This is a genomic window from Streptomyces sp. NBC_01016 (assembly GCF_026341035.1).
GTDB lineage: Bacteria > Actinomycetota > Actinomycetes > Streptomycetales > Streptomycetaceae > Streptomyces.
The window spans coordinates 5,483,661-5,507,555 of record NZ_JAPEOQ010000001.1; the positions used below are offsets into that span (position 1 = coordinate 5,483,661).

Annotated in this window: 15 protein-coding genes and 1 pseudogene; 7 read left to right on the forward strand and 9 right to left on the reverse strand. The window is 71.9% G+C overall.

Going from position 1 to position 23,895, the window contains the following annotated elements; genetic code table 11:
• Window positions 1-96: 96 nt before the first annotated feature.
• Both OG746_RS24710 and OG746_RS24715 read left to right on the forward strand, forming a co-directional pair.
• A complete protein-coding gene (locus OG746_RS24710; RefSeq protein ID WP_266717975.1) occupies window positions 97-1,191 on the forward strand; it encodes a baeRF3 domain-containing protein in 1,095 nt (364 codons plus the stop codon).
• Window positions 1,191-1,781 (forward strand): hypothetical protein, encoded by a 591-nt coding sequence (locus OG746_RS24715; RefSeq protein WP_266717977.1) that lies wholly within the window; start codon window positions 1,191-1,193, stop codon window positions 1,779-1,781. The genes OG746_RS24710 and OG746_RS24715 overlap by 1 nt, the downstream gene beginning before the upstream one ends.
• A gap of 15 nt (window positions 1,782-1,796) precedes the next feature.
• Here the strand turns inward: OG746_RS24715 and OG746_RS24720 are convergent, their stop codons facing one another.
• A complete protein-coding gene (locus tag OG746_RS24720) occupies window positions 1,797-6,065 on the reverse strand; it encodes a S8 family serine peptidase (protein ID WP_266717979.1) in 4,269 nt (1,422 codons plus the stop codon).
• A 120-nt stretch (window positions 6,066-6,185) separates the two neighbouring features.
• Entirely contained in the window at window positions 6,186-6,437 is a 252-nt protein-coding gene (locus OG746_RS24725) for a hypothetical protein (RefSeq protein WP_266717981.1), read from the reverse strand.
• Window positions 6,438-6,614: 177 nt separating this feature from the next.
• On the opposite strand from OG746_RS24725, the gene OG746_RS24730 reads away from it, so the two are divergent.
• Window positions 6,615-10,697: a S8 family serine peptidase gene (locus OG746_RS24730; RefSeq protein ID WP_266717982.1), complete on the forward strand. Its 4,083-nt coding sequence runs from the start codon at window positions 6,615-6,617 to the stop codon at window positions 10,695-10,697.
• Window positions 10,698-10,728: 31 nt separating this feature from the next.
• Here the strand turns inward: OG746_RS24730 and OG746_RS24735 are convergent, their stop codons facing one another.
• Window positions 10,729-11,568 carry a winged helix-turn-helix transcriptional regulator gene (locus tag OG746_RS24735; protein ID WP_266717983.1) on the reverse strand — a complete coding sequence of 280 codons (840 nt, stop codon included), beginning with the start codon at window positions 11,566-11,568 and terminating at the stop codon, window positions 10,729-10,731.
• Window positions 11,569-11,751: 183 nt separating this feature from the next.
• Here OG746_RS24735 and OG746_RS24740 point away from each other — a divergent pair, with 183 nt between their 5' ends.
• A complete protein-coding gene (locus OG746_RS24740) occupies window positions 11,752-15,483 on the forward strand; it encodes a S8 family serine peptidase (protein WP_266717985.1) in 3,732 nt (1,243 codons plus the stop codon).
• A 74-nt stretch (window positions 15,484-15,557) separates the two neighbouring features.
• Here the strand turns inward: OG746_RS24740 and OG746_RS24745 are convergent, their stop codons facing one another.
• The 3 genes from OG746_RS24745 to OG746_RS24755 form a co-directional block, all read right to left on the reverse strand.
• Window positions 15,558-16,910: an MFS transporter gene (locus OG746_RS24745; protein ID WP_266717987.1), complete on the reverse strand. Its 1,353-nt coding sequence runs from the start codon at window positions 16,908-16,910 to the stop codon at window positions 15,558-15,560.
• A 209-nt stretch (window positions 16,911-17,119) separates the two neighbouring features.
• On the reverse strand, window positions 17,120-18,763 hold the full coding sequence (locus tag OG746_RS24750) for an amidohydrolase (protein ID WP_266717989.1): 1,644 nt from the start codon (window positions 18,761-18,763) through the stop codon (window positions 17,120-17,122).
• 212 nt (window positions 18,764-18,975) lie between these two features.
• Window positions 18,976-19,875 carry an Lrp/AsnC family transcriptional regulator gene (locus OG746_RS24755; protein ID WP_266717991.1) on the reverse strand — a complete coding sequence of 300 codons (900 nt, stop codon included), beginning with the start codon at window positions 19,873-19,875 and terminating at the stop codon, window positions 18,976-18,978.
• A gap of 156 nt (window positions 19,876-20,031) precedes the next feature.
• Between OG746_RS24755 and OG746_RS24760 the strand changes: the two genes are divergently transcribed.
• From OG746_RS24760 to OG746_RS24770, 3 genes and pseudogenes are all read left to right on the forward strand, one after another.
• Entirely contained in the window at window positions 20,032-21,045 is a 1,014-nt protein-coding gene (locus OG746_RS24760; RefSeq protein ID WP_266717992.1) for a C-terminal binding protein, read from the forward strand.
• Window positions 21,042-21,830 (forward strand): class II aldolase/adducin family protein, encoded by a 789-nt coding sequence (locus OG746_RS24765; protein WP_266717993.1) that lies wholly within the window; start codon window positions 21,042-21,044, stop codon window positions 21,828-21,830. The genes OG746_RS24760 and OG746_RS24765 overlap by 4 nt, the downstream gene beginning before the upstream one ends.
• Before the next feature lie 110 nt (window positions 21,831-21,940).
• Window positions 21,941-22,084: pseudogene (locus tag OG746_RS24770) on the forward strand (amidohydrolase); the annotation flags it as partial.
• 106 nt (window positions 22,085-22,190) lie between these two features.
• Here OG746_RS24770 and rpsR read toward each other — a convergent pair.
• The 3 genes from rpsR to OG746_RS24785 are packed head-to-tail and all read right to left on the reverse strand — an operon-like array spanning window position 22,191 to window position 23,858.
• Window positions 22,191-22,427, reverse strand: coding sequence for a 30S ribosomal protein S18 (gene rpsR, locus OG746_RS24775; RefSeq protein WP_266717995.1), 237 nt, complete (start codon window positions 22,425-22,427; stop codon window positions 22,191-22,193).
• 22 nt (window positions 22,428-22,449) lie between these two features.
• Window positions 22,450-23,604: a CobW family GTP-binding protein gene (locus tag OG746_RS24780; RefSeq protein ID WP_266717997.1), complete on the reverse strand. Its 1,155-nt coding sequence runs from the start codon at window positions 23,602-23,604 to the stop codon at window positions 22,450-22,452.
• Window positions 23,604-23,858, reverse strand: a complete 255-nt coding sequence (locus tag OG746_RS24785; protein ID WP_266717999.1) for a type B 50S ribosomal protein L31 — start codon at window positions 23,856-23,858, stop codon at window positions 23,604-23,606. The genes OG746_RS24780 and OG746_RS24785 overlap by 1 nt, the downstream gene beginning before the upstream one ends.
• Window positions 23,859-23,895: the final 37 nt, after the last annotated feature.

Consider the following 23,895-nt stretch of genomic DNA (forward strand, 5'->3'; position numbering starts at 1 on the left):
GGCGTTCCGGTGTCACAAGGTGTTCATTCCAAATGGCCGATTGTGCGAGTTGTGGGCAGCATGGTGCGAGCCGTCTCAGGAGAAGGACAAGCAGCCATGCAATCCTCATTGACCCCGGTGATCCTTCGGGAGCTGCGCGAGCCGCGCTCCTATCCCGCCGTGTCCCTGGCGATGCCCACCCATCGGCGACGACCGGAGAACGAGCAGGACCCGGTCCGGCTCGGCAACCTCGTCAGCGAGGCGGAGCGCCAGCTGGGGGCGGATCCCGCGGTGACCAAGGAGCGTCAGGAGGACGTCGTCGCGCAACTGCGGGCCGCGGTCCAGGAGGTCGATCCCGCCGAGGTGCGCGACGGCCTCATCGTCTTCGCGGCGCCCGGCGAGCACCATGCCTGGGTCGTCGACCGCAGGGTCCCCGAGCGGGTCGTGGTCGCGGACACCTTCCTGACCCGGAACCTGGTCGCCGCCGACGCCGCACGGCGCCCCTACTGGGTGCTGACCCTGGCCGCCGACCGGATCACGCTGTGGGACGGCCGCGGCGACAGCGTCACCGAGAACACGGAGCACGGCTTCCCGCTGACCCGCAGCCTCGAGGACCCGGACGCCGAACGCAAGGAGCGCGTCGGCGACCTGCCCAGCACGTTCCGCGACGAGCAGACCCGGCAGTTCTTCCGGGACGCGGACACCGAGCTGAGCGATGTGCTCGGCGAGGAGCCGAGGCCGCTCTACGTCACCGGCGAGTCGGCCGCACTGACCCTTTTGACGGAGGTCGGCAGCGCCGCGCAGGGTGCGATCGAGGTGTCGGTCGGCGGGCTCGCGCAGGGCACCCCGGAGGAGGTCGCGCAGGCCGTGGCCCCGGCCCGGGACGAAGCGGCGCGGCTGGTCGTCGCCGAGGCGCTCGATCAACTGGAGCAGGCGCGCGGTGAGCGGAAGTACGCGGCGGGCGTGGACGAGGTGTGGCAGGAGGCCCAGGACGGCCGGATCCGCCGCCTCGTCGTCGAGGAGAACTACCGGATCACGGTGCGGGCCGGCGACGGCCACCTGGAACCGGCCGCAGACGACGATCTGGACGCCGTGCACGACATCGTCGACGAAGTCGTCGAGTCCGCCCTGGAGACCGGCGCGGAGGTGGTGTTCGTCCCCGACGACACCCTCGCGGACGCCGGGCGCGTCGCCGCGGTGTTGAGGTTCTGATGCGCGGGCGGACGACGATCGCGCCGATCGCCTGCGCGCTGGCGGGTGTGCTGGCGCTCGCGGCATGCGGCTCAGGGAACGAGCAGGACACGGGCGCGAGCGCCAGCGCGCGGCCCACCTCACCGGACGCGTCGAGGTTCTCCGGTACGCCGCCCTCGGCGCTGGCCTCGAAGAAGGCGTCGATCAAGGCCTCCACCTCCGAGGTCGCCAAGTCGGCCTCGGCGCGGGCCAGTTCGTTCGAGGCATCCGTCTCGGCCAACCTGGAGCGCAAGCGGCAGGAGTTCACCAAGCAGCTGGACAAGGCCGAGGGGCAGGGCAACGCGGTGCGCGACGTCGAGCTCACCGGCAAGCGCCTCGCGGACACGAAGGGCGTGCGCGCCGTCGTCGTCCACATCACCAACACCACCGACAAGACCGCCTCGTACGCGGTTCAGGTCGACTTCAGCGACTCCGACGGCAAGGTGGTCGAGTCGAAGGTCGTCGGAGCCGAGGACCTGAAGGCGGGGGACAGGGCGCAGCCGCTGGCGATCAGCACCAAGCCCCCCGAGCCGCATCTCAAGGCGAGTGTGGCGAAGGCGCAGCGTTATTGACCGTACCGCCGCGGATCAGAAGGGCAGTTCAGCCATGACGACCTTGACCGACCCCCCGTCCGCGAGATCCATGGCGTAGAACGCGACGTCGCCCCGGTTGTTCAGGGCGATGCCCTCGGTCGGCGCCCACCGCGACCGGTCGACCATGGCGCTCAGGTCGTACATCCGGCCCTGCGGGTCCCACACCACCGGCGTGGTCTCGTCGGGGCCCGTCTCGGCGGTGCCGGTGATCCAGCCGGCGTCGTTCACCGAGAGGGCCTCGGCGTCGAAACCGAAGTCGGGCAGCCGCGTCATGCCGCCGGCGGAGCGGATCACGAACGCGTCGTCACCGCTCTTGCCGACGATCACCCCGGAGGCGTTGATCGCGGAGGCGGTGCTGTCGGCCATGCCCGGCAGCGTGCCCAGATCGGTGATGGTGCCGTCGGCCTCCCACTTCACGGCGCGGCGCTTGCCGTCCTTCATGGAGTGCCCCACCACGACGCCGGCGTCGTTCAGCGCGAGCGGCTCGGTGAGCGTCCGGGCTCCCGTCAGGTGCGGCAGCCGGTGGAAGCCGTTCTTCGCGGTCCACCGGAACGGGTCGTTGACCTGCTGGTTGCCGCCGGTCGCCGGGTTGGGGATGTAGCCGGTCGCGTTGCCGACGACAGTGCCCGCATCGTTGACGGCGAAGCCGCGGTCGAAGGTGTACTTCTCCCAGTCCGGCAGCGGCAGCGTGGTGAGCTTGCCGTCGGCGTCCCACAGCGCTGCGCGGGTGCCGGTGTCGGCGAACGTCAGTTGCCCGGTGGCGTAGCCGCGGGTGCGGCTCTGGTCGAGGACGTAGCCGTTGCGGGCGCCGCCGTCGTCGAGGACGGTGACCCCGGACGCGGCGTTCCAGCGGATCGGCCGGCCGGCGCCGGAGACCTGCTTCGAGCCGGCGATGCTCCCGTTGTCGTCCAGGCCGTACGCGATCGCGGGGCCGAACGACGCGGTGACGTCGGCCTTCGGCTGGGTGACCTTCCCGAGCAGCACGTCCGCGCTGCCCAGCGTCGTACCGGAGTCGGTGGCCAGCGAGAAGCGGCCCACCAGACGCGTTCCGGCGGGCGGTGCAGTGTCCGCGACTAGGCGGCCGCCGATCTTCAGCGACTCACCGGAGTCGAGACGGACCGGCTTGTCGTCGTCCACGGTCGTCGTGCCCAGGGACTTCGAGTACAGCGTGTCCTGGATGTCGAACGTGGTGGAGCCGGACGGCACGCTCGTGCCCGCGATGTAGAGCGTGTAGTAGCCGGGCTTGGGGTCCTTCACCGTCAGCGACTCGCGGGACCCGCCGTTGGTGGACGAGGCGACGAGCGCCCCCGACTGCGCGATGAGATACAGGTCGAGGTCGGCGTCCGGGTCGGAGGCGTTGCCCATCGACGCCTCAAGACGCGTCGCGTCCCGCGGCACCGTGACCGTCTTGCCGGTCGCCTGCTGGTCGCCGAGGGTCGGCGTGGCCTGCGACAGCGCGCCCAGCGAACCCCCTGCGGCGTGCGCGGTCACCGGAGCGAACCGGTTGACGGCCGTGAACGCCCTCTCGGTCGCCGCGTGCACGGCCGCCGTGTCGATCACCGAGGACGCGGGGTCGAGCGCGGCACCCAGCACGGTCGCGGTCAGGGCGAACGTGTTCTTCAGGACGGGTGAGGTGCGCCGTGCCTCCACCTCGAACTCCCAGATCCCGGGCATCGGTTGCTCGTACGTGCGCGTCTTCGGGTCGCAGTCCGTCGTGTCGGAGTAGTGGGTGAAGCAGCGGCCGACCGCGGTGTCCTCGACCGGCATGCCCTGCGGGTCGATCGCGAGGAACCGGGTCTGGCTGCCGTCGGCGACGCCGTCGAGGCCGACCCGCAGCGCGGCGGCGCCCTCGGGCACCGTCACGAACACCGACCGGGTCGCGCCCCGGTCCACGCTGCCCTTGCCGGACACCGCGTACGACGGCTTCGCCGGGTTGTCGCCGACCACGACGGTGACCGGCACGAACAGGTCGACGCCCGCCGTCTTCGGGTCGTCGACGCGCAGCAGCGCGGAGTGCGCGCCCGTCGACTTCGCCAGGGCGCGGACCATTACGGTGGCCGCCTTGCCGTCGGTCAGGGTGACCGACTTGGGGGCGCTGAACGTGCGGTCGTTGCCGAGCCACGACAGCTCGGCCCTGCCGCTGCCGGTGAGCCGGACCGCGTAGTCCTTCGGCCGGTTCAGCTCCTGGCCGCCGTCGCCCCGCGCACAGCGGTTGTACACGCCGACGCCGGACTTCGGGGTGGCGAGCAGCCCGGCGAGCGCGCCGCACACCGGGGCCGTCACGCGGTACGCGGTCGGCTCGGCGGTCTTCTTCGCCAACAGCTTCCATGCGGCCGGGACATTGAGCAGCCCGGCGCCCTGCGCGTACGCGGGCACCTCGTCGAGGAACCGGGCCGAACTGGTCAGCGCGGTGCGCAGCGCGGCGGGGGAGACCTTGACGCCGGAGTCCTTCGCGGCCGACAGCAGCAGCGCCGCGTCACCCGTGGCCTGCGGCGAAGCCATCGACGTGCCGTTGAACATGCCGTACCCGGCGGGGAGTTGGTAGCCGGTCTGCGGGACGCCCTCGCCGGGCATCCAGGTGGGTATGGACGACACCGCGGCGCCCGGTGCGACGACCTCGGGCTTCATCCCGCCGTCCTCGCGCGGTCCGCGCGCAGAGAACGGGAACAGCGACTGGGGCGCCTTCACCTGCGAGCCGTAGTCGGCCCACCAGGTGTCCCTGCTTACGGAGGCGCCCACCGCGAGCACCTTGTCGGAGACGGCCGGGTCGGAGACGGTGTTCATGCCGGGGCCGTCGTTGCCGGCCGACGACACGATCTGCACGCCGTACTCGTCGATGAGCCGGTTGTAGAGCACCGAGCGCACGTTGTTGCCGTCGTTGAGTGCGGGCAGACCGCCGATCGACAGGTTGACCACGTCGACGCCCTGGTGCACGACGGCGTCGATCATGCCTTCGGCCAGCGCGTACGAGGTGCAGCCCGAAGCGAACAGGCAGACCCGCTCGGAGACGATCCGCGCGCCCGGCGCGGCGCCGTTCATGTCGCCCCCGAACAGGCCGTTGCCCGCGGCGATTCCGGCGACGTGGGTGGCGTGCGCGCCGGAGACGATGCCGATGTTCACGAAGTCGGCGGTCTTGCCGGCGCTGGTGCCTCCGCGCGCGGACAGGTCCACGTCGTCGCGGTGCTCGACGGTGAAGGGCATCGACTCGGTGACGGCCGTGCCCGGGTCGTCCGTGCCGAAGTGGCCCCACGTGCCGCCGGTCGCGTACGGCTCGACGATGTCGCCGTCGCCGAAGGCGTGGTCGAGGTCGGCGTCCACCCAGATGGTGTGGTCGGACTCGCGGTACAGGACGCCGAAGCTGTCCTTGGTGTCACCGTCCCGGTTGACGTCGCCCTCCAGCTCGCTGCCCCAGGTCTTGGACTCGGCGAAGGTGGCGAACTCGTAACTGCCGGATGGGGCCGTCCAGTTCACGCCGCCGCTCTTGAACGTGCCGTCGGTGACGGTCACCTTCGTGCTCATCTGCAGCCAGGTCGGGTCGGCGTCGCTGACCGGGTCGGTCGCCGTCACCCAGTTCTTGATCTTCGGGTCGCCCGTCGTGGTGGCGCGCAGCGCCGGGTGCGCGGCGTCGACGCCGGTGTCCAGGATGCCGATGGTGGTGCCGCGGCCGTCCCAGGTGGGGTGGTGGGCGGTGAAGTCCGTCGCGCCGGTGTCGCCGGTCGGCAGGTACGGGTTGTCGGCCGGGGTGTCCTTGCCCGGGGCCGCCGGGGCCTCGTCACCCGAACCGCCCCCGCTCTTCGCGTCCTTGGCGGTCACGGGCGAAGGATCAGGGATCTTGTACGTCTCGCTCAGGTCGAGGGCGCGCACCGAGCCGAGGGCGGCGAGCGCGGTGACCTTGCCGGTGGGTACCGTGGCCCGTACGTAGCCGAGCTTGTCGGCGACCTCGCCGACGTGGCCGCCGACCGCGGTCACCTTCTTGCGGGCCTGCTCGGTGTCGCCCTTGCCGGTGGCGAGCATGACCGTGACGGTCTTGCGCTTCTTGCTCTCGGCCTTCTGCAGCAGGGTGCGGTCGTGCGAACCCAGCTTGTCCCGCTGGGATTTGAGGGCCTTCTTGGGGGAGTCGGGGACGGCCGTGCCGAGCGGATGCGGCACCTCGGCGGCCTGCGCGGGCAGCGCCGACAGACTCAGCAGCGAGCCGGTCAGACCGGCCGCGAGCACGGCGGCGGTGAACCGGCGTCTGCGGCGCGGGAGAAGAGGACGGGACATGATGCCCTTTCGGAAGGGTGGGTGTCCCGCACGGGTCTACTGGGTCCGGTGCGACCGCCGCAGCACGGACGGCTGGCGGATGCGTGCCACGTCGTGAAGTCGCCAGCCGTACAGTCCCGTTCAGCCGCCGCGCGCCGCCTTGCGCCGCAGCTTCTCGCGCCGGGCGCGCAGCGCCTTCTGCCGCTTGTGGCTCTCCTTGCGGCGCCGTGCCCGCGCGCGGGCCTCGGGATCCTTGATCCGCGCGTCGCGGCCCATCAGCTGGAAACCCCACACCAGGACGGCGATGAACACGAGGAGCAGCACCCCCAGGACAACCACGAGGCCCGGCGGCAGGTTCGAGACGTCGATGTCCCGGTATCGTCCGACGCTCACGTCTGCTTCTCCCCGTTCGGCCCGCTGCTTCGCCGCCCGCACCCTACCGGCGACCGCGTGGCGAGATGCTGCCACGTCGTGATCCCGCCAGCGGCTCTCCTTCCGCGCGGCGCGGCCGCTCGCCCATGATCGTGCGATGTGCAACTCCCGTCGCAGCGCAGAGCGGAGCAAGCAATCATGACGCAAGTCCCGGGTCGCAGACGCCTGGCCCTGGCGGTCGCGGCGGCCACCGCCCTCGCCACCCTGGCCGCCACCGCCGCGTCGGCCGTTCCCTCGACGCAGGCGGCAGCGCGCGCCGACGCCCGGGGCGTACTCGCCTCCCTCGACGACCAAGAGACCCGGGCACTGCACCGGATGGCCGCCCTCGACCTGGGCGGCCTGCACGTCACTGACAAGGCGGCGCTGCGTTCCGCCAAGCCCGTGGACGTGATCGTGCAGTTGAAGACCCCGCCCGCGCGCACCGCGCGGCTGCTGGCCGCCGAGCAGGGCCGCAGCCTCAGCGACGCCGACGCGCGCGCCGCCGTGACCAAGGCGCACAAGTCGTTCCGCACCGCCCTCGACGACATGTTCCCCCAGGGCAAGAGCAAGAGCGCCAAGGCGCCCACCCCGCACCGCACGTACACCCACAGCTTCGACGGCGTCGCCCTCACTCTGCCCGGCAACCGGGTCGCCGACCTCCTCGACCACGACGAGGTCACCGCCGTGTGGCCCGACACCAAGGTGAAGGCGCTCGCCGACCCGGAAAGCGCCACCGCCACCACGGTCGCGCCGGGCGGACAGTCCAGCGACGACAACGTTGCCCGACTGCACAACGAAGGCCTCACAGGCAAGGGGGTCAAGGTCGGCGTCATCGACACCGGCATCGACTACCACCACCCCGACCTGAAGGCGGCCTACGCCGGCGGCTACGACTTCGTCGACGACGACGCCGACCCCATGGAGACCACGTACGCCGACTGGAAGGGCTCCGGCCAGGCCGAGACCGACCAGGGCTCCACGTACTACACCGAACACGGCACCCACGTCGCGGGCATCGTCGCGGGCCGCGGCGCCGAGACGAAGGAACGCGCCGCGCACGGCGTCGCCCCCGGCGCCTCCGTGTACGCGTACCGGGCGCTCGGGCCGTACGGCGGCGGCACCACCAGCGACATCATGGCCGCGATGGACAAGGCGGCCGACGACGGCATGGACGTCGTCAACATGTCGCTCGGCGCGAGCATCAACGACCCGCTCAGCCCGCAGGCCGTCGCCGCCGACAACCTCGTCCTCGCCGGCATCACCACCGTCATAGCCGCCGGCAACAGCGGGCCGAAGAGCAACACCCTCGGCACCCCGGGCGCCGCCGCCCTCGCGCTCACCGTCGGCGCCCACGACTCCCCGTTGACCCTGCCGTCGTACACGGTCGCCGTCGGTGACACGAAGACCGAGGGCCGACTGCTGGCCCAGCCCTACGGCGACGCCGTCGACCGGCTGACCGACGGCGCTCTCGCCGTGACCGAGGTCGGCACCGGCACCGCCGCCGGCTACAACGGCAAGGACGTGACCGGCAAAGCCGCCCTCGTGAAGCGGGGCGGCATCAGCCTCGACGAGAAGGTGCGGCGCGCGAAGAGCAAGGGCGCCGTGGCCGTCCTCCTCGTCAACGACAACGCCGGCGAAGGGCACATCCCCGCCTACATCGGCGAGAACCCCGACTACGTCCCGGCGTTCTCGCTGACCGCCGCCGACGGCTCGGCACTGACCGGCGCCGCCGAGGTGACGTTCGCCGCGGCTGGGACCTTCACCCTCGGCGACGGCTCCCTCGCGGACTTCAGTTCGCGCGGACCCGTGTACGGCACCGGCGCCATCAAGCCCGAGATCACCGCGCCCGGCGTCAGTGTCCTGTCGTCGGTGCCGGCCGACATCGTCGACCCGACGGGCGGCGACTACACGTACGCGTACGCCCGCCTGAGCGGCACCTCCATGGCCACACCGTTCGTCGCCGGAGTCGCCGCCCTGATGCTCCAGCACGATCCGGACCTCGGCCCCGACGACATCAAGACCGCCCTGATGAACACCGCCGCCCCACTGCCCGGCGACGTCAGTGTCTTCGAAGCGGGCGCCGGCGGCGTCGACCCGTACGCCGCCGTGCACGCCACGACCACGCTCCAGGTCCCGGCCACCACCGCGTACACCACCGTGGACGGCACCGAGCGCGACCTCGATCACCGCACCGGCGCCCTTGACCTCGGTGTGCTGCCGCTCGGCGAAGCCACGGACGCCACGCACAAGTTGAAGCTCGTCAACGACGGTGGCACGCCCGGCACTTACGCGGTCGCCGCCGAGTTCACCCGTGGGTCCGGTGACTCACGGGACGCCGCCGCCGCGCACGTCACGCTCACCACCAACGACAAGGTGACCGTCGGCGCCCACGGAAAGTCCGCGGTGCGTACGGCCCTGCACGTGCCCGCCGACGCGCCTGCGGGCTACTACGAGGGCCACCTCACGCTGACTCCCGTCAAGGGCAAGGGACTTCACACCCTGCGCGTCCCCTTCGGGATGCGGCTCGCCACGTCCGGCTTCGACGAGATCGACATGACCAAGTCGGTCCTCTCCACGGCCCAGGGCTCGGACGACGGTGCCGTCGGCGGCGGCGCCGCGACCTTCAACCTCAAGATGGCCGGGCAACTGCGCAGCGTCGACGTGTTCCTCGCCGACACCGACGGCAAGGACATCGGCTACGTCGGCGGCATCAACACCGTCGGCCTCACCGAGGGCATCCTGTACGGGCCCGCGACCGTCGGTGCCTGGTACTACCCTCTGACCGGCGACGACGCCACGCCCGTCGACCCGCGCGGCCGCTGGATGGACGAGGGCCACTACAAGCTGCGCATCGTCGGCACCGACGCCCGGGGCGGCACCGACAGCGAACTTCGCGACGTGTACGTCGACTCGAAGCTGCCGACCTACGACGACACGTACGGCGCCTGGAACCCCGCCCACCCCACTGTCGTCGAACGCGCCGCCGACACGCCGTCGCTCGCCGTCCGGAGCACCCTGCGCGACGGCGAGACCGACGCGATCCGCGCCGCGGGCATCGACATCGGCCAGGGCGACAACGTCCTGCACTACGGAGTCAACAACCTGGTCGCCCCGGCCGGGCAGACGCGCCCGGACACCGACGGCAAGGTGAACGCGCGGATCCCGCTCCCCGCGAGCGCGCCGACCTCCGTCGTCAAGCTGTGGCCCACGGACGCCGCCGGCAACATCGCCGCACCCCGCGTCGTGAACGTCATCAAGAAGGGCCAGCCGTACCTCGTCGGCGACGCGAGCGCGCCCCACGCCCGGGCCGGCGACCGCCTCTCCTACACCATCACCGCGCACCAGCTCGCGCGCTGGAAGTCGTACACCTCGCAGATCCGCTACGACGACCGGAACGTGAAGCTCGTCGGCATCGAACCCACCGCCGAACTCGCCGCGCACGACCCGTCCGGGATCCGCAGGACCGACGTCTCCGCCGGAGCGTCCTCGTACAGCACCGTCTCCTTCGACGTCGGCGACACCCAGGGCCTGACCGGCGACTCGATGCCGCTGCTCAAGCTCACCTACGAGGTGACCGGCGGGACACAGACGTCGGTGGCGGGCCTGAACACGGGCACCACCTCCGCCGTCGACACGGCGGGCACCAAAACGAATCTGAACATCCAGTTCTACGGCGCGGTCCGCATGCTCGGCGCGAAGTCCTCGTTCAGCGCCCGGCCCGCCGCCGAGGCCCTTCTCACCAAGGGCTACTCCTACGACGCGGACCGGGACTACAGCGCCGACGACATCAAGGCCACCCTCACCGCGCCGGACGGCACCGTGACGACCCTCGAGGCGGACAAGGCGGCGCGCGTGGTTGCGAGTTCACTCACGCCGGCCGAGAAGCCGTACCGGTTCCAGGTCAAGATCCCCGGCCACTTCACCTGGTCCGAGGACATCGACCTGGGCCTCAAGGGGGAGTGGGGCCTGGCCGGCACCAGCGCCGGGTCGTCGGCGACGCTCGTCGCAGGTGACGTCAACGGCGACGACGTCATCGACGTGCGGGACGCCGCCGCCGTGTACGCCGCGCGCGGCACCGCCGACCGGAACGCCGACATCGACCACGACGGCACGGTCGGTGCCAAGGACCTCACCTGGGTGGCGCAGAACTACCTCCGGCAGAATTCCATGGCCGACCGGTACACCGCCCCCGTGAAGCGCTCCAAGGGCCGCACTCTGGAGGACTACCTGGACCTCATGTGACCTGATCCGAGGTGAGTGAACGGCCGCCGTGTCACACCCAGTTGTTGCGCATCGCGTACCAGCCCAGCTGTAAGCGTGACGACACGGCGGCCAGGTCCATGAGCGCGCGCACCCGGCGCTGGACCGTGCGCGGCGACGTCCCGAGCTGGTGGGCCGTCGCCGCGTCCGTCAGTCCGGAGAGCATCAGCTGCAGAATGCGGCGGTCCGTCGGGTTCAGATCGCCGTCCTCGCGCAGATACGGACGCGAACGCCGCCACACCGACTCGAAGAGCTCGGTGGCCAACAGCACCAAGGGTGCACGCAGTTCGACCGTGCGGCCCGGCTCCATCTGGACCAGGGCCGTCTCCCCGTCCGCCACGACCAGCTTGATCAGCGGCTGGTCGACGACCCGGACCAGATGGCCCGCCGCGAGGCGTTCGTCGAGCGCCCGGATGGCGGCGGGCTCCGAAAGGAACGCGCGGTCGACGACCACGCGGTAGGCGGCGGCGGGGTTGCCGCCCCGGCGGGTCAACTCATCGTCCGATCCCGCTGTTTCGGGCTCGGGCTCGGGACCGGGATTCGGTTCGGGCTCCGGCTCGAGCAGGGTCGTCGGGACGGGCGCGACCGTGTTGGCGCCCGACTGGAAGACGAGCAGGGATGTACGCGCCCCGTACTCGACCTCGTAGACGCGCCGCGCCTGCTCCGCACGCCGTTCGAGGATCCGGACCAAGCGGTCCTCGCCGCGGGTGTGCTCGGGCGGCCGCCATGTGTCGAGCAGGTGGGTCAGGGCGTCGTCGGCCCTGCGCAGATCCTCCTGCAGATCGGTGAATCGGGCACGCAGGGAGTCGGGGTCGGCGGTCTGCCGAGCGGATGTTCCAAGGTCGGACGACATGGCAACAGTGTCGTCATGCCCGGATCCGGCATAACAGTGACCCCCTGAATGCGGCCGGGATCCGGAGGCGCGCCGCTGTCGGGAATACGTCATGGCAGCGACCCGCCACCCCGAACACCCCCACAGGGCAACGGAATTGGTCACTCTGCTGGTCCACCGCATCCTCCTCCCTGGAGATTTCCTGTGAGACGCAGCAGACCTTGGCGGCGGACCGCCGCCGGGCTCGCGGCCGTCGCCCTGCTCGCCGCGGGCGCGCCCGCGGCCGGCGCCGACGACGCGCTGCCCGCCACCGGCGGGCCGGGCGGCCGGGCCGTGACCGTCACCCTGATCACCGGCGATGTCGTCGACGCCCGTGTGAGCGCCCACGGTCGGGTCCTCTCGGCGGCCCCGCGCGCCGCCGACGGCACCGACCACCCCGCCGCGGTCTGGCAGGACGGCACGCACACCTACGTGTTCCCGCAAGGCGTCGAGAAGCTGGTCGACGCGGGTGTGGTCGACTCCGCCCTGTTCGACATCGGCAAGCTCGTCGCCGACGGCTACGACGACGCGCACACCGACACCGTCCCTGTCGTGGCCGAGTACGCGGGGGGCCGCACCCCGCGCGGCGCCACCCCCGGCACCGAGGTCACGGCACACCTCGACTCCATCGGCGGCGCGGGCCTCGCCGTCACCAAGAAGTCCGCCTCCGACACCTGGAAGGACCTCGCCCCGAAATCCGGCAAGGCGCGCTCCACCGACGGCGTCACCAAGCTCTGGCTCGACGCCAAGGTCGAGGGCAACGCCGTCTCCGGCCTCGGCACGCCCACCGTCCCCCTCACCGGCGCCACGGCCGCGCACCACGTGGGGCTCGACGGCTCCGGAGTCAAGGTCGCCGTCCTCGATACCGGCATCGACGCGGGCCACCCCGACCTCGCGGGACGCGTCGCCGGGACGAAGGTCTTCACCAACGGGCAGGACAGCGACGACCGCACCGGCCACGGCACCCACACCGCGTCGACCGTCGCGGGCACCGGCGCCGCGTCCGACGGCATGTACGCGGGCATGGCGCCGAAGGCCGACCTGCTCATCGGCAAGGTCCTCGGTGACGACGGCTCGGGCACGCTCAGCGGCATCGTCGACGGCATGGAGTGGGCCGTCGACCAGGGAGCGCAGGTCGTCTCCATGTCGCTGGGCGCCGACGGCGCCACCAGTTGCGCGGGCCCGGACGTGGAGGCGGTCCAACGCCTCGGCGGCAAGGCGCTGTTCGTGATCGCGGCGGGCAACGCCTCGCTGCGCGGCACCGTCTCCACCCCTGGCTGCGCGCCCGGCGCGCTCACCGTCGGAGCGGTCGACCGCGCGGGCGCCACCGCGTCCTTCTCCAGCCGCGGCCCCTCCGTGGACGGCAAGAGCGCGAAGCCCGACATCGCCTCGCAGGGCGTCGGCGTCGTCGCCGCGAAGGCGGGCGGCCGCAGCGACCAGGCGTACCAGCAGATGTCCGGCACCTCCATGGCCACACCGCACGTCGCGGGCGGCGCCGCGCTGCTGCTCCAGCAGCATCCCGACCTGACCCCGGCCCGGCTGAAGGCGCTGCTCACGTCGTCCGCCGCCGACACCCACGCCCCCGTCCTCGAACAGGGCGCGGGCCCGATGGACGTCGCGCGGGCGATCACCCAGCCCGTGGTGGCCGAACCCGCGCCGCTCCTTGGCGACTTCGCGTATCCGCAGGCCGCACTCGACCCGGTCGACAAGCCGGTCACCCTCACCAACGTCACCGGCAAGGACGTCACCCTCGACGTCACCGTCCGGGACGTGCGCGGCGACGACGACACCAAGCTGTCCGGCTTCGCGGCCCCCGCGCACAACTCTGTCACCGTCCCCGCGGGCGGCAGCGCCGACGTCCCGGTCCGCGTCGACCCGTCGGCCGACCTCGACGCGGGCGACTACGGCACCGTCACCGGGCGGCTCGTGGCCACCACCGACGGCGGCGCCCGCGTGGTCGTCCCGTTCGGCGTGCACATGGAGGAGCCGTCCGCCGACCTCACGGTCAAGGGCCTGGACCGGCACGGCGATCCGGCGGCCGACCCGTCGACGTTCCAGCTCTTCGACGACCACCACGACACCGCGAAGCGGTACACCCTCGGCTACCCGCAGGCCGGCAGCACCACGATCCGCGTGCCGCTGGGCACGTACTCACTGAGCGGCCTGATCATGACCAGGGACGAGCCCGGCAACATCGGCAGCGTCGACTCCGTCTCCCAGCTGTACGACCCGAAGCTGACGGTCGACGGCGACACCACCGTCGCCCTCGACGCCCGGGACGCGAAGCGCCTGTCCTGGGACACCGACCGGCCCAGCCGGGCGGCCGGCTACGCGATCGGCCTCGCCGTCGGCCTCGACGACAGCAAGCAGCTCAAGGCCGGTTACCTGACCTCTGTCCCGTCGTACGTGAAGGCGCTGTACGCCCAGCCGGTCGGCGGCGCCGACGATCTGACCTTCCTTGCGTCGGCGCGACAGCCCGCACCGCTCGCCCGGTTCACCTCGTCCGGCAGTCGCACCCTCGATTCGCTGCCGTTACAGAAGGCCACCGAGTTCGACGGCAAGGGCACGGCCGCGGTCGTACCCATCGGCAAGGGCACGGACGCGGGCTTCGCCGCCCACGACATCAAGGGGAAGATCGCCCTGGTCGACGCGGGCACCGGCGGCGGCAACGGGTACACCTGGAACACGGCCGCCGCGAAGGCGGGCGCCGTGGGCGTGCTCGCGGCGGTCCCCGACACCAAGGGCCGCTTCCAGGTGACCGGTTCGGAGGGCGTGCCACAGGCCACCATCACCTGGGCCGACTCCCTGGCCCTCAAGGCGGAGGCGGCGCAGGGCACCGCCACCGTGTCCTGGTCCGGCACCGCGACCGCGCGCAGCCCCTACGTCTACAACCTGGCGTACGTCTCCCACGGCTCGATCGGCGCCGGGAAGCAGCGCGTCCACGACAAGGACTTGGCCGCGACCGACGCCCGTTACCACGCGCAGGGCGCGGGCGACGCGACCTACTGGTCGGACGTGCAGGTCGGGCTGCCCGGCATCGCCTCCGTCTGGGCGGGCGGCACCACACTGCCGCTGCACGCGCCGCAGCGCCGCACCGACTTCTTCACCGAGACCGGCGGCGACGGCGTGGCCTGGACGACGCTGATGCGCCGGGACCTCGGCCCGTACGGCAGCACCTCCTACGACGGCCCGCACGCCGTCACGGCGGGCCGCGCGACCGCCGACTGGTACAAGACGCCGTACGGTCCGGTGCGCAACACCTACGACAAACCGCTGCTGACCCGCGACAGCAACCGCCTGTCGTACGTCATGGCGCCGGTCGGCGACGCGGGCGGGCACGACGCGACGGCCGCGTCCACCGACTCCGGCACCCGTCAACTCCTGCTGAACGGAGAGCCGCTGGTCCCGACGTCAGGGTTGTTCACGCTGCCGCAGGAGAACGCCGAGCTGACGTTCCGGCAGAAGTGGCAGCGGACGGTGTCGGCCGTCAACCGCCTGGGGCTCGCCTACGCCACCGAGTGGACCTTCCACTCCGCCGCGGCGGACCAGGGCGCCCAGCGTCTCCTGGTCCCGACCGTCGACGTCCCCTCCGACCTGCGCAACGCACGCCCGGCGGGGGAGGTGACCGGCATCCGCCTCGGCGCCGTGATCGACGGAGCGGACGGCCCGGTCGCCCTGGACGACGTACGCCTTGACTACGCGTACGGCGACCAGGTCACGGTCGACGCGGTCACGGGCTGGCACGCGGCGCGGATCGTGCGGGCCCACGGCACGTGGACGGCGAAGCTGCCGGGCGACGCCCCGGCGGGCACGTTCGTGCATCTGCGCGTCACGCTCGCCGACCGGCACGGCGCGAAGGTGAGCCAGACCATGGTCCGGGCGTACGAAGTGCGCTGACACGCCCGCCGACATACGGGTGGCCCGGTCCGGCCGCACTGAGCCGGACCGGGCCACCCGTACGTGCTCGGCCGTCAGGCGTCGGCCGGCGCCAGGGTCTTCGCCGCGGTCGCGGCCTCCGTGGCGACCCGGCGCTCGAAGTGGACCCGCAGCCGCAGCGTGCACCAGATGCCGATCACGGAGACCGCCATCAGCGCGGCGGCCGGCGGCCAGTACGCCCCGCCGGCCAGGGACGACAGCCAGACCGCGGCGACCGGGGCGAAGCCCGCGAAGATCATGTTGCAGACCTGGTAGGAGAGCGAGATGCCGGTGTAGCGCACGTGCGGGGCGAAGCCGTCGGCCAGGATCGCGGCCATCGGCCCGTACAGTGCCGACATCACCAGGCGCATCGCCAGCATCATCAGATAGATCAGCACGACGCTGCCGCCGCCGAGCACCATGAACTGCGGGATCGAAAGCAGCACGACACCGGCCAGCCCCGCGACGACGACCTTGTGCGCGCCCACCTTGTCACCGAGCAGCGCGAGCAGCGGGGTGACCACGAGCTCCAGGAACGCGGCCAGCGAGAGGCCGTTGAGCAGCATCGACTCCGACAGGTGCAGCGATTCGGTGCCGTACGAGAGCAGATAGCTGGTCACCACGTAGTAGCCGCCGGTCGCGGTGGCCAGCGCGAAGACGCCGGTCAGGACCGTCTTCCAGTCCTTCTGCAACACCTCGGCGACCGGCAGCCGGCTCGGCGTCTCCTTCTCGGCCTCGGCGGCATGGATGTCGTCCAACACCGGGGAGTCCTCCAGCTTGGTGCGCACCACCAGGCCGATGACGACGAGGACCGCGGAGGCGAGGAACGGCACGCGCCAGCCCCAGCTGTTGAACGCGGAGTCGCCGAAGAGGTTCATGAGGCTGAACATTCCGGTCGACAGCAACGCGCCGACGGACGAGCCGAGTTGGGCGAACGACCCGAAGAAGGTGGCCTTGCCCTTCGGCGCGTTCTCGACGGCGATGAGCACGGCGCCGCCCCACTCGCCGCCGATCGCGATGCCCTGGATGAGGCGCAGCGTGATCAGCAGAATGGGGGAGAGGACGCCGACCTGGTCGTACGTCGGCAGCAGGCCGATCGCGAACGAGGCGATGCCCATCATCAGGAGCGTGATGACGAGCGTCTTCTTGCGGCCGACGCGGTCGCCGATGTGCCCGAAGACGATGCCGCCGAGCGGACGCAGCAGGAAGCCGACGGCGAAGGTCGCGAAGGACGAGATCGTCTTCAGTGCCGTCGGCATGTCGGCGGGGAAGAAGACGTCGTTGAACACGATCGCCGCGGCGGTGGCGAAGGCGTAGAAGTCGTACCACTCGATGGAGGTACCGGACAGAGCGGCGAACGCCGTCCTGAACGGACTCTGCGGCGAGCGGGACGTGGTGCGGTCCGTCAAGGGGACCTCCGGCGAATGAGTGCGGTCGGGGACAGGACGTGCTCAAACGTGGGGCGGTATGCCCCTGAGATGCGGGGTGAGGGCGACCAAGAGTTGCGGGGTGGCGGGGGCCGGTGCCCTCAGGGGCGCGGGGAACTGCGCAACCCCAGCCACGGTGTGGCGCGCCAAGGGGCCCCGGCCATGCACGGCGCGGCCAGGACCCGACCCGGCTACCCGCGAAGCGACCACACCCGGCTGCCGCCGATCCACGTCTCCCGCACGCGAATCCCGGCCAGCTCATCCGCGGCCACGGTCAGCGGATCCGCATCGAGGACGCAGAAGTCGGCGAGCATGCCGGGCGCGAGCGCACCCACCTCGTGCTCACGGTGCAGCGCACTCGCCGCCGCCCCAGTGTGCGCATGCAGACCGGCCTCGACCGGCAGCCGCAGCGACTCGTCACCGAGGACCGTGCCGAGCACCGTCCGCCGCGTGGCCGCCGCGGACACCGCCTCCAGCGGCGCGGGCGGCGCGACCGGTGCGTCCGAGGAGAAGACGACCGGCACACCGGCCCCGGGGCAGCGGCCCGCCGGGTTGTAGCGGTGCCCCATGTCACCGATCGCGGTCAACGTGCCGTCGCCGGTGCGCAGATGGTGCTGCGGCTGCATGACGGGGACGACGCCGAGCGCGCCCATCCGCTCGATCTGCTCGTCGGTCGGCAGACCGGAGTGCTCCACGCGGTGCCGCATGTCCGCGCGGGGCCGGTCGGCCTGCGCCTTCTCGATCGCGTCGAGCACCATGCCGATGGCGTACGGGGACTGGGCGTGCGTCGCGGTCTGCAGACCGGCGGCGTGGGCACGGCGGACGATCTCCGCGTACTCCTCGACCGAGTGGTACAGCTGCCCGTGGTGGCAGCAGTCGGCGGCGTACCCCTCGGGGAAGTACGCGGTCCAGCCGCCGAGCGTGCCGTCGGCGTAGAACTTCACACCCTGGATGCGGAACAGGTCGTCGCCGAAGCCGCGCACAGCGCCCAGCTCCAGAGCAGTGTCGAGCAACGCCGAGGTGAGATAGGCGGACACACGCATGCGCAGCGAACCGTCCGACCGCGCCCGCAGATACGTCTCCATCTCGCGCCGCGAGACCTGCGCGTCGCCGATCGTGGTGACACCGGCGGCGAGGAACACCTCCTGGGCGCGCAGCAGGTGGTCGGCCATGATGTCTTCGGGCTCGGAGAGGTGGAAGTTCGGGCCGTGGTTGCCGATCTTCACGCCGGCAGGCCCGGTGAGCAGGTCGCAGGCGGCGTCCCACAGCTGTCCGTCGGGCTCGCCGTTCTCGAAGTGGCCGATGCTGCCGCCCTCGGGCGACGGGGTGCCCGCGGTGATGCGACAGGTGCGCAGCGTATGGGAGTTGACGACGCCGCCGTGCCCTGAGGCGTTCATGACGTAGACCTCGCGGTCGTCGGCGACGCGGTCCAGGTCGTGGCAGCTGGGGTGGCGGCCCTCGGCGAGGCGACGGTGCTCGTAGCCGAAGCCGCGCACAGGGACGCCGGCGGGCAGCTCGCGGGCCGCCTCGGTCAGCACCTCGACGAGTGTGTCGATGTCCGGCACGCGTTCGGGGCGCAGGTCGACCCACGCGAGCGCCTGCCCGTACATGACCGGGTGGCAGTGGGCGTCGACGAAGCCGGGGTGGACGAGGCCGCCGTCGAGCGTCAGCTCCTCGTCGACCCGGCCGCCGAGCGCGGCGCGGGCCTCCTCGACGGTGCCGACGTGCACGATGCGCTCGCCGCGGACGGCGAGGGCCTCGGCCCGGACGGTGGTGCCGGCGGCGGCTACGGCGGCGCCGGTGACGAGGAGCGTGTGCTCGGGGGAGCGGGGCATGGCAGGCCTGCTTTCGACCGGGAACGTACGGGGGTGTGCCGACAGACGATTCGGCTCGCTGAACCATAGATAGCGAACGACTGATTGACCAGAGGGTCCGGCCAAGAATGTTTGTAAAGTCGAATCGCCGGTTGAGTTACGTATCGACTGTGTGCCCCGGTGCGGACCGGTGATCGGTCCGCGCGATCGGTCCGCGTGGCCCGTCCCCAGGGTCAGTCCGTGCGCGGCCCCAGGTCGTAGCGCTCCTTGATCAGTTCGAGGTGGAGCCAGCTCTCCACCTCCCGCACGGCGGGCAATTCGCGCATCTCTTCGAGCGTGGTGCGCACCGCCGCGAACGACTCCGCGGTGATCGTGCCGACCAGCTCGGCGCCACCCAGGCAGGTCGACAGGAACGTCACGCGCTCGAAGGCGGCGACCCGTTCGGCGACGTCCGCCGCCACGCCGTCGACCCGCAGGCTGAACCCGCACAGGTAGCCCATGCCGAGCACGTCGGGGCGGACCAGGGCCACCACCTTGGCGACCCCGCCCTCCAACAGGCGCAGGGTGCGCGCGCGGGTCGCGCCCGCCGACAGGCCGACGCGCGCGGCGAGTTCGGCGAACGCGAGGCGGCCGTCCTCCTCCAGTTCGGCGAGGATTCGCTCGTCCATCGCGTCGAGCGCGCTCACGGTCGGTTCCTGCGTCAGGAGGTACGGGTCCTTCACGTGGCGGGTCGCGACGAGCGCGTCCACCGCGCGTACCCCCGGAAGCGCCCGAATCTGCTCGATGGTCCGGTCGAGCGCGCCGAAGCCCGCCGTGCGCAGCTCCGTCATGATGGCGCGCCGCCCGCTCGTCAGCGTCACGAACGGCGCCTCGGGCAGCGCGGCGATCGCGCGGGCGGCCGGGCCCGCGGGTCCTTCGGTGTCGATCGCCAGATGTGCGGAGGCCGAAAGGTCGCGCACCGCCGGGTGCACGATCGCGACGACCCGTACGGCGCCCGACTCCTGGAGCCGCTGCACGCGCATTCGTGCCGCGGGCCGGGACAGGCCCACCCGCTGCGCCAGCGTCTCGTACGTGAGGCGGCCGTCGCTCTGCAGCTCGCGCACGATGCGCAGGTCGGTCTCGTCGAGATCCACGTGCTGTTCCCCTCGGCGGTTCGGTTGCGGCCAGGCCGTGGACCGGCCGGGCGCCCGATCATTGTCGGTCACCGGATGGGCGACCGTCTCGTTCGGTCTGGACAAGTGTGGCAGTCGAAACGTAGGTTTCGTTCCCGTAAGTCGATCGAATCATTTATGAGTGCCCTGGAGGATGGTGTGCCGCGACCCGTCGTCGTGATCACCGACACCGAGGAGCTGGACCCCGAGCCGGGCGTCCGTCTCCTCGTCGATGCCGGCTGGGAGGTGCGGGTGGTCGGCAGCCGGGACCCGGAGGCGATCGGCGCCGTCGCGCACGACGCCGACGCGCTGATCGTCGGGTACGCGCGCGTGGACGCGGACCTGCTCGACCGCACGCCCAAGGTGCGCATGATCGCCACCATGTCGGCGGGCTACGACATGATCGATGTCGCGGAGGTGGAGCGGCGCGGTCTTTGGCTGGCGAACCTGCCGCACTCCGCGACCGAGGACGTCGCCGTGCACGCCCTCGCCCAGGCGCTCGCGCTGACCCGCCGCCTGCCGCAGGCCGACGCCGTCGTCCGCTCCGGCGGCTGGAACACCGAACTGCACGAAGTGCCGCGCCGGGCCAGCGAGTTGACGCTCGGTCTGGTCGGCATGGGCCGCATCGCCCGCACCCTCGCCCGCCTCGCCGCGCCCCTCTTCGGCAAGGTCGCCGCGCACGACCCGCGCGCCACGAACTGGCCCGAGGGTGTCGAACGCCTCGACCTGGACACGCTCGTGGAACGCGCCGACGTCCTGTCGCTGCACGTCCCCTCGACCCCGCAGACCAGGGGAATGGTCGACGCCGGCATGCTGGCCCGCATGCGCCCCGGCAGCGTCCTCGTCAACGTCTCGCGAGGCGACCTCGTCGACCCGGACGCCCTACTCGCCGCCCTCGACGGCGGCCACCTCGCGGGCGCCGCCCTCGACGTCTTCCCCGTCGAACCGCCCGCGCCGGACGACCGGTTGCGCAGCCACCCGCGCCTGCTGCTCTCACCGCACAGCGCCTTCCTCTCCGACGCCTCGCTGCGCGCCTACGTCACCGAGCCCGCGCGCAACGTCATCGCCTGGTGGGCCACCGGACGCCCGCACACCCCCGTCGTCGACCCCACCCCTCGTAACGCCTCTCGTACGCAAGGAGCACTCGCGTGACCGACACCCTCACCGCCCCCGTCACGGCCGACGACGCCGCCCAGGAGGAGCTGCGCCTGCGCCGCGAACTGGCCGCCGTCTACCGCCTGGTCGCGCACTTCCGCATGACCGACCTGATCTTCACGCACATCTCGCAGCGCCTCCCGGGTCCGGACAACCACTTCCTGATCAACCCCTACGGCCTGCTCTTCGAGGAGATCACCGCCTCGAACCTCGTCAAGATCGACCTCGACGGCAACGCGGTCGAGCCGAGCCCGCACCCCGTCAACCCGGCCGGCTTCATGATCCACAGCGCGATCCACAAGGCCCGCCCGGACGCCCACTGCGTGCTGCACACCCACACCAAGGCCGGCTGTGCCGTCGCCGCGCAGCAGGGCGGGCTGCTGCCCGTCAACCAGATGTCGATGGAGTTCCACAACCGCGTCGGCTACCACGACTACGAGGGCGTCGCCCTCAACTTCGCCGAGCAGGAGCGCCTCGTCGAGGACCTCGGCACCCACCCGGCGCTGATCCTGCGCAACCACGGCCTGCTGACCGTCGGCGACAGCGCCAAGTCGGCGTTCCTGCGCATGTACTACCTGGAGAAGGCCTGCGAGATCCAGGTCACCGCGCAGGCGGGCGGACAGCTGATCATCCCGTCCGAGCAGGTCTGTGAATACACCGCCCAGCAGCTCACCGGCGAGGGCGAGGCGTCTTCGGACGTCGAGGACGACATCGCGTACGACCTGGCCTGGGGCGCGCTGCTGCGGCTCGTGGAGCGGATCGCGCCGGACTACAAGGAGTGAGCGTGCGGCGGTGCCGGGGCCGGGTTGTACTGAAGGGACGCCCCCAGGTGAAGGGCCCCCTTCGTGACCCGCGCAACCGACACCGTCCTCAAGGGACTTGAGGAGAGGGCATCGGTGGCACCGGCCTGATCGGCGTGCTGCGCGGCGGCGAGGGCCCCACGGTGCTGCTCCGCGCCGACACGGACGCCCTGCCGGTGGCCGAGGCGACGGGCCTTCCCTACGCCTCGACCGCCACCGCGCAGACCGCCGCCGGCACACCGGAGTTCGAGACGCTTCGGCGTGCCCTTCACGTACTGGGGGATCGGCGGCACGGATCCCGTGGCCACCCCGGCATGGCTGGCCGCGCCGCGGCCGCCCCGGTCACCTGTTCCCGTACGGCAGCAGCGCCATCTCGCGGGCGTTCTTGATGGCGGCGCTCACCTGGCGTTGCTGCTGCACCGTGAGGCGGGTGACGCGGCGGCTGCGGATCTTGCCGCGGTCGGAGATGAACTGGCGCAGCAGGTCGGTGTCCTTGTAGTCGACGTAGGTGATGTCGGCCGCGTCGAGCGGGTTCGGGCGCGGCTTGGCGGGCTTGCGCGGAGTACGGGAACGGGGCATGTCGGTTCTTCCTTTCGGAGGGTCAGCGTGCGGGGTCGAGGAGCGGGTCGAAGGCGGCGGGGAGCCGGCTCCAACCGGCTGGGCCAGCGCGGTACTCGTCGTCGGTGAGCAGGCAGGAGTCGAGGAGCGCGGTCAGTCCTTCGCGGTCGAGGGCGGGGGAGGTGAACACGAGGTGCTGGCAGCGGTCGCCGTGCTCCGGGTGCCAGTCCATGGCCGCCGCCGCGCGCCGCTCGGGCGGCACCAACTCCCAGGCGGCGTCGGGCAGTGAGTGCAGCCAGGGCCCGCAGTCGTCGACGCCCAGGGCGCCGCCCGCCGCGTCCCAGGACAGCAGGGTGTCGGGCCGGTCGGCGAGCCAGAACCGCCCCCGGCTGCGGGCCGCGGCGCAGCACAGGTCCTCCAGGGCGTCGAACAGCCGCTGCGGATGGAACGGCCGGTGGCGGTGCCATACGAGGGTGCCGACCCCGGCCTCCTCCGCCTCCTGCGGCAGCCGGGCGCTGGCCGGGTGCTGGGCGGTGCGCGCCGCCTCGACGTCGAACCCGGCGAGGGCGAGCCGGGCCAGTTCGGTCGACCGGGCCGGCACCTGCCGCCCCGTCGGGTGCAGCTGGGCGAGCAGGGCCCGGTCCTCCTCGTCCGCCTCCGGGCTCTCGGTGACGGCGACGACGGAGGCGTACTCCAGCTGCCGGGCCCAGGTGTCCGCGACCGTACGCTGATCGCTCGCGGCCGCCGCGAGTCCGGCCTCGGCGAGGTCGTCCCCGTTGCCCAGGTAGGGGAGGACGAGCGCGGGGTCGACGGCCGTGACGACGCCGGTCAGCTGCAGCGCCGGCGCACCGTGCGCGGCGACGACATCCGCCATGGCCTGTGGCTCGACGGAGTCCCACAGTTCCACGACGGCGAGGCGGGTCAGCCCGTCGGCCGCGAGGCGTTCGAGCTCCGGCACGAGGTCCTCGCGCAGGGCGCAGCAGGCGCAGTCGTTGACCAACGGCGCCTCCCCGCGGCCGAGTTCACCGGACGCGTCCCGGATCGTGCGGGTCACGGTCCCCGACGGGGCGGTGCCGAGGTCGTGGTGGAGGGCCACGCTGGACGGCACCGCGTCGAGCAGGCCCCGCACCACCTCCCGGCGCGCTTCGCTGTGCAGGCCGCCGACGATCACGACGGGCAGCCGGTCGTGGCCGCCCATCACCGGTCCCCTCGGCGGCCGAAGCGGCGCTCGAAGCGCTCGACCCGTCCCGCGGTGTCCATGACGCGGGCGGTGCCGGTGTAGAAGGGGTGGCTCGCCGAGGAGACCTCGACGTCGTACACGGGGTAGGTCTGGCCGTCCTCCCACTCGACCGTGCGGTCGGTGGTGAGCGTGGAACGGGTCAGGAAGGCGAATCCGGCGGCCTTGTCGCGGAAGACAACGGGCCGGTAGGCCGGGTGGATGCCGGGCTTCATGGCGGACTCCAGATGGTTCGGGTGCTTCAAGTGGTTC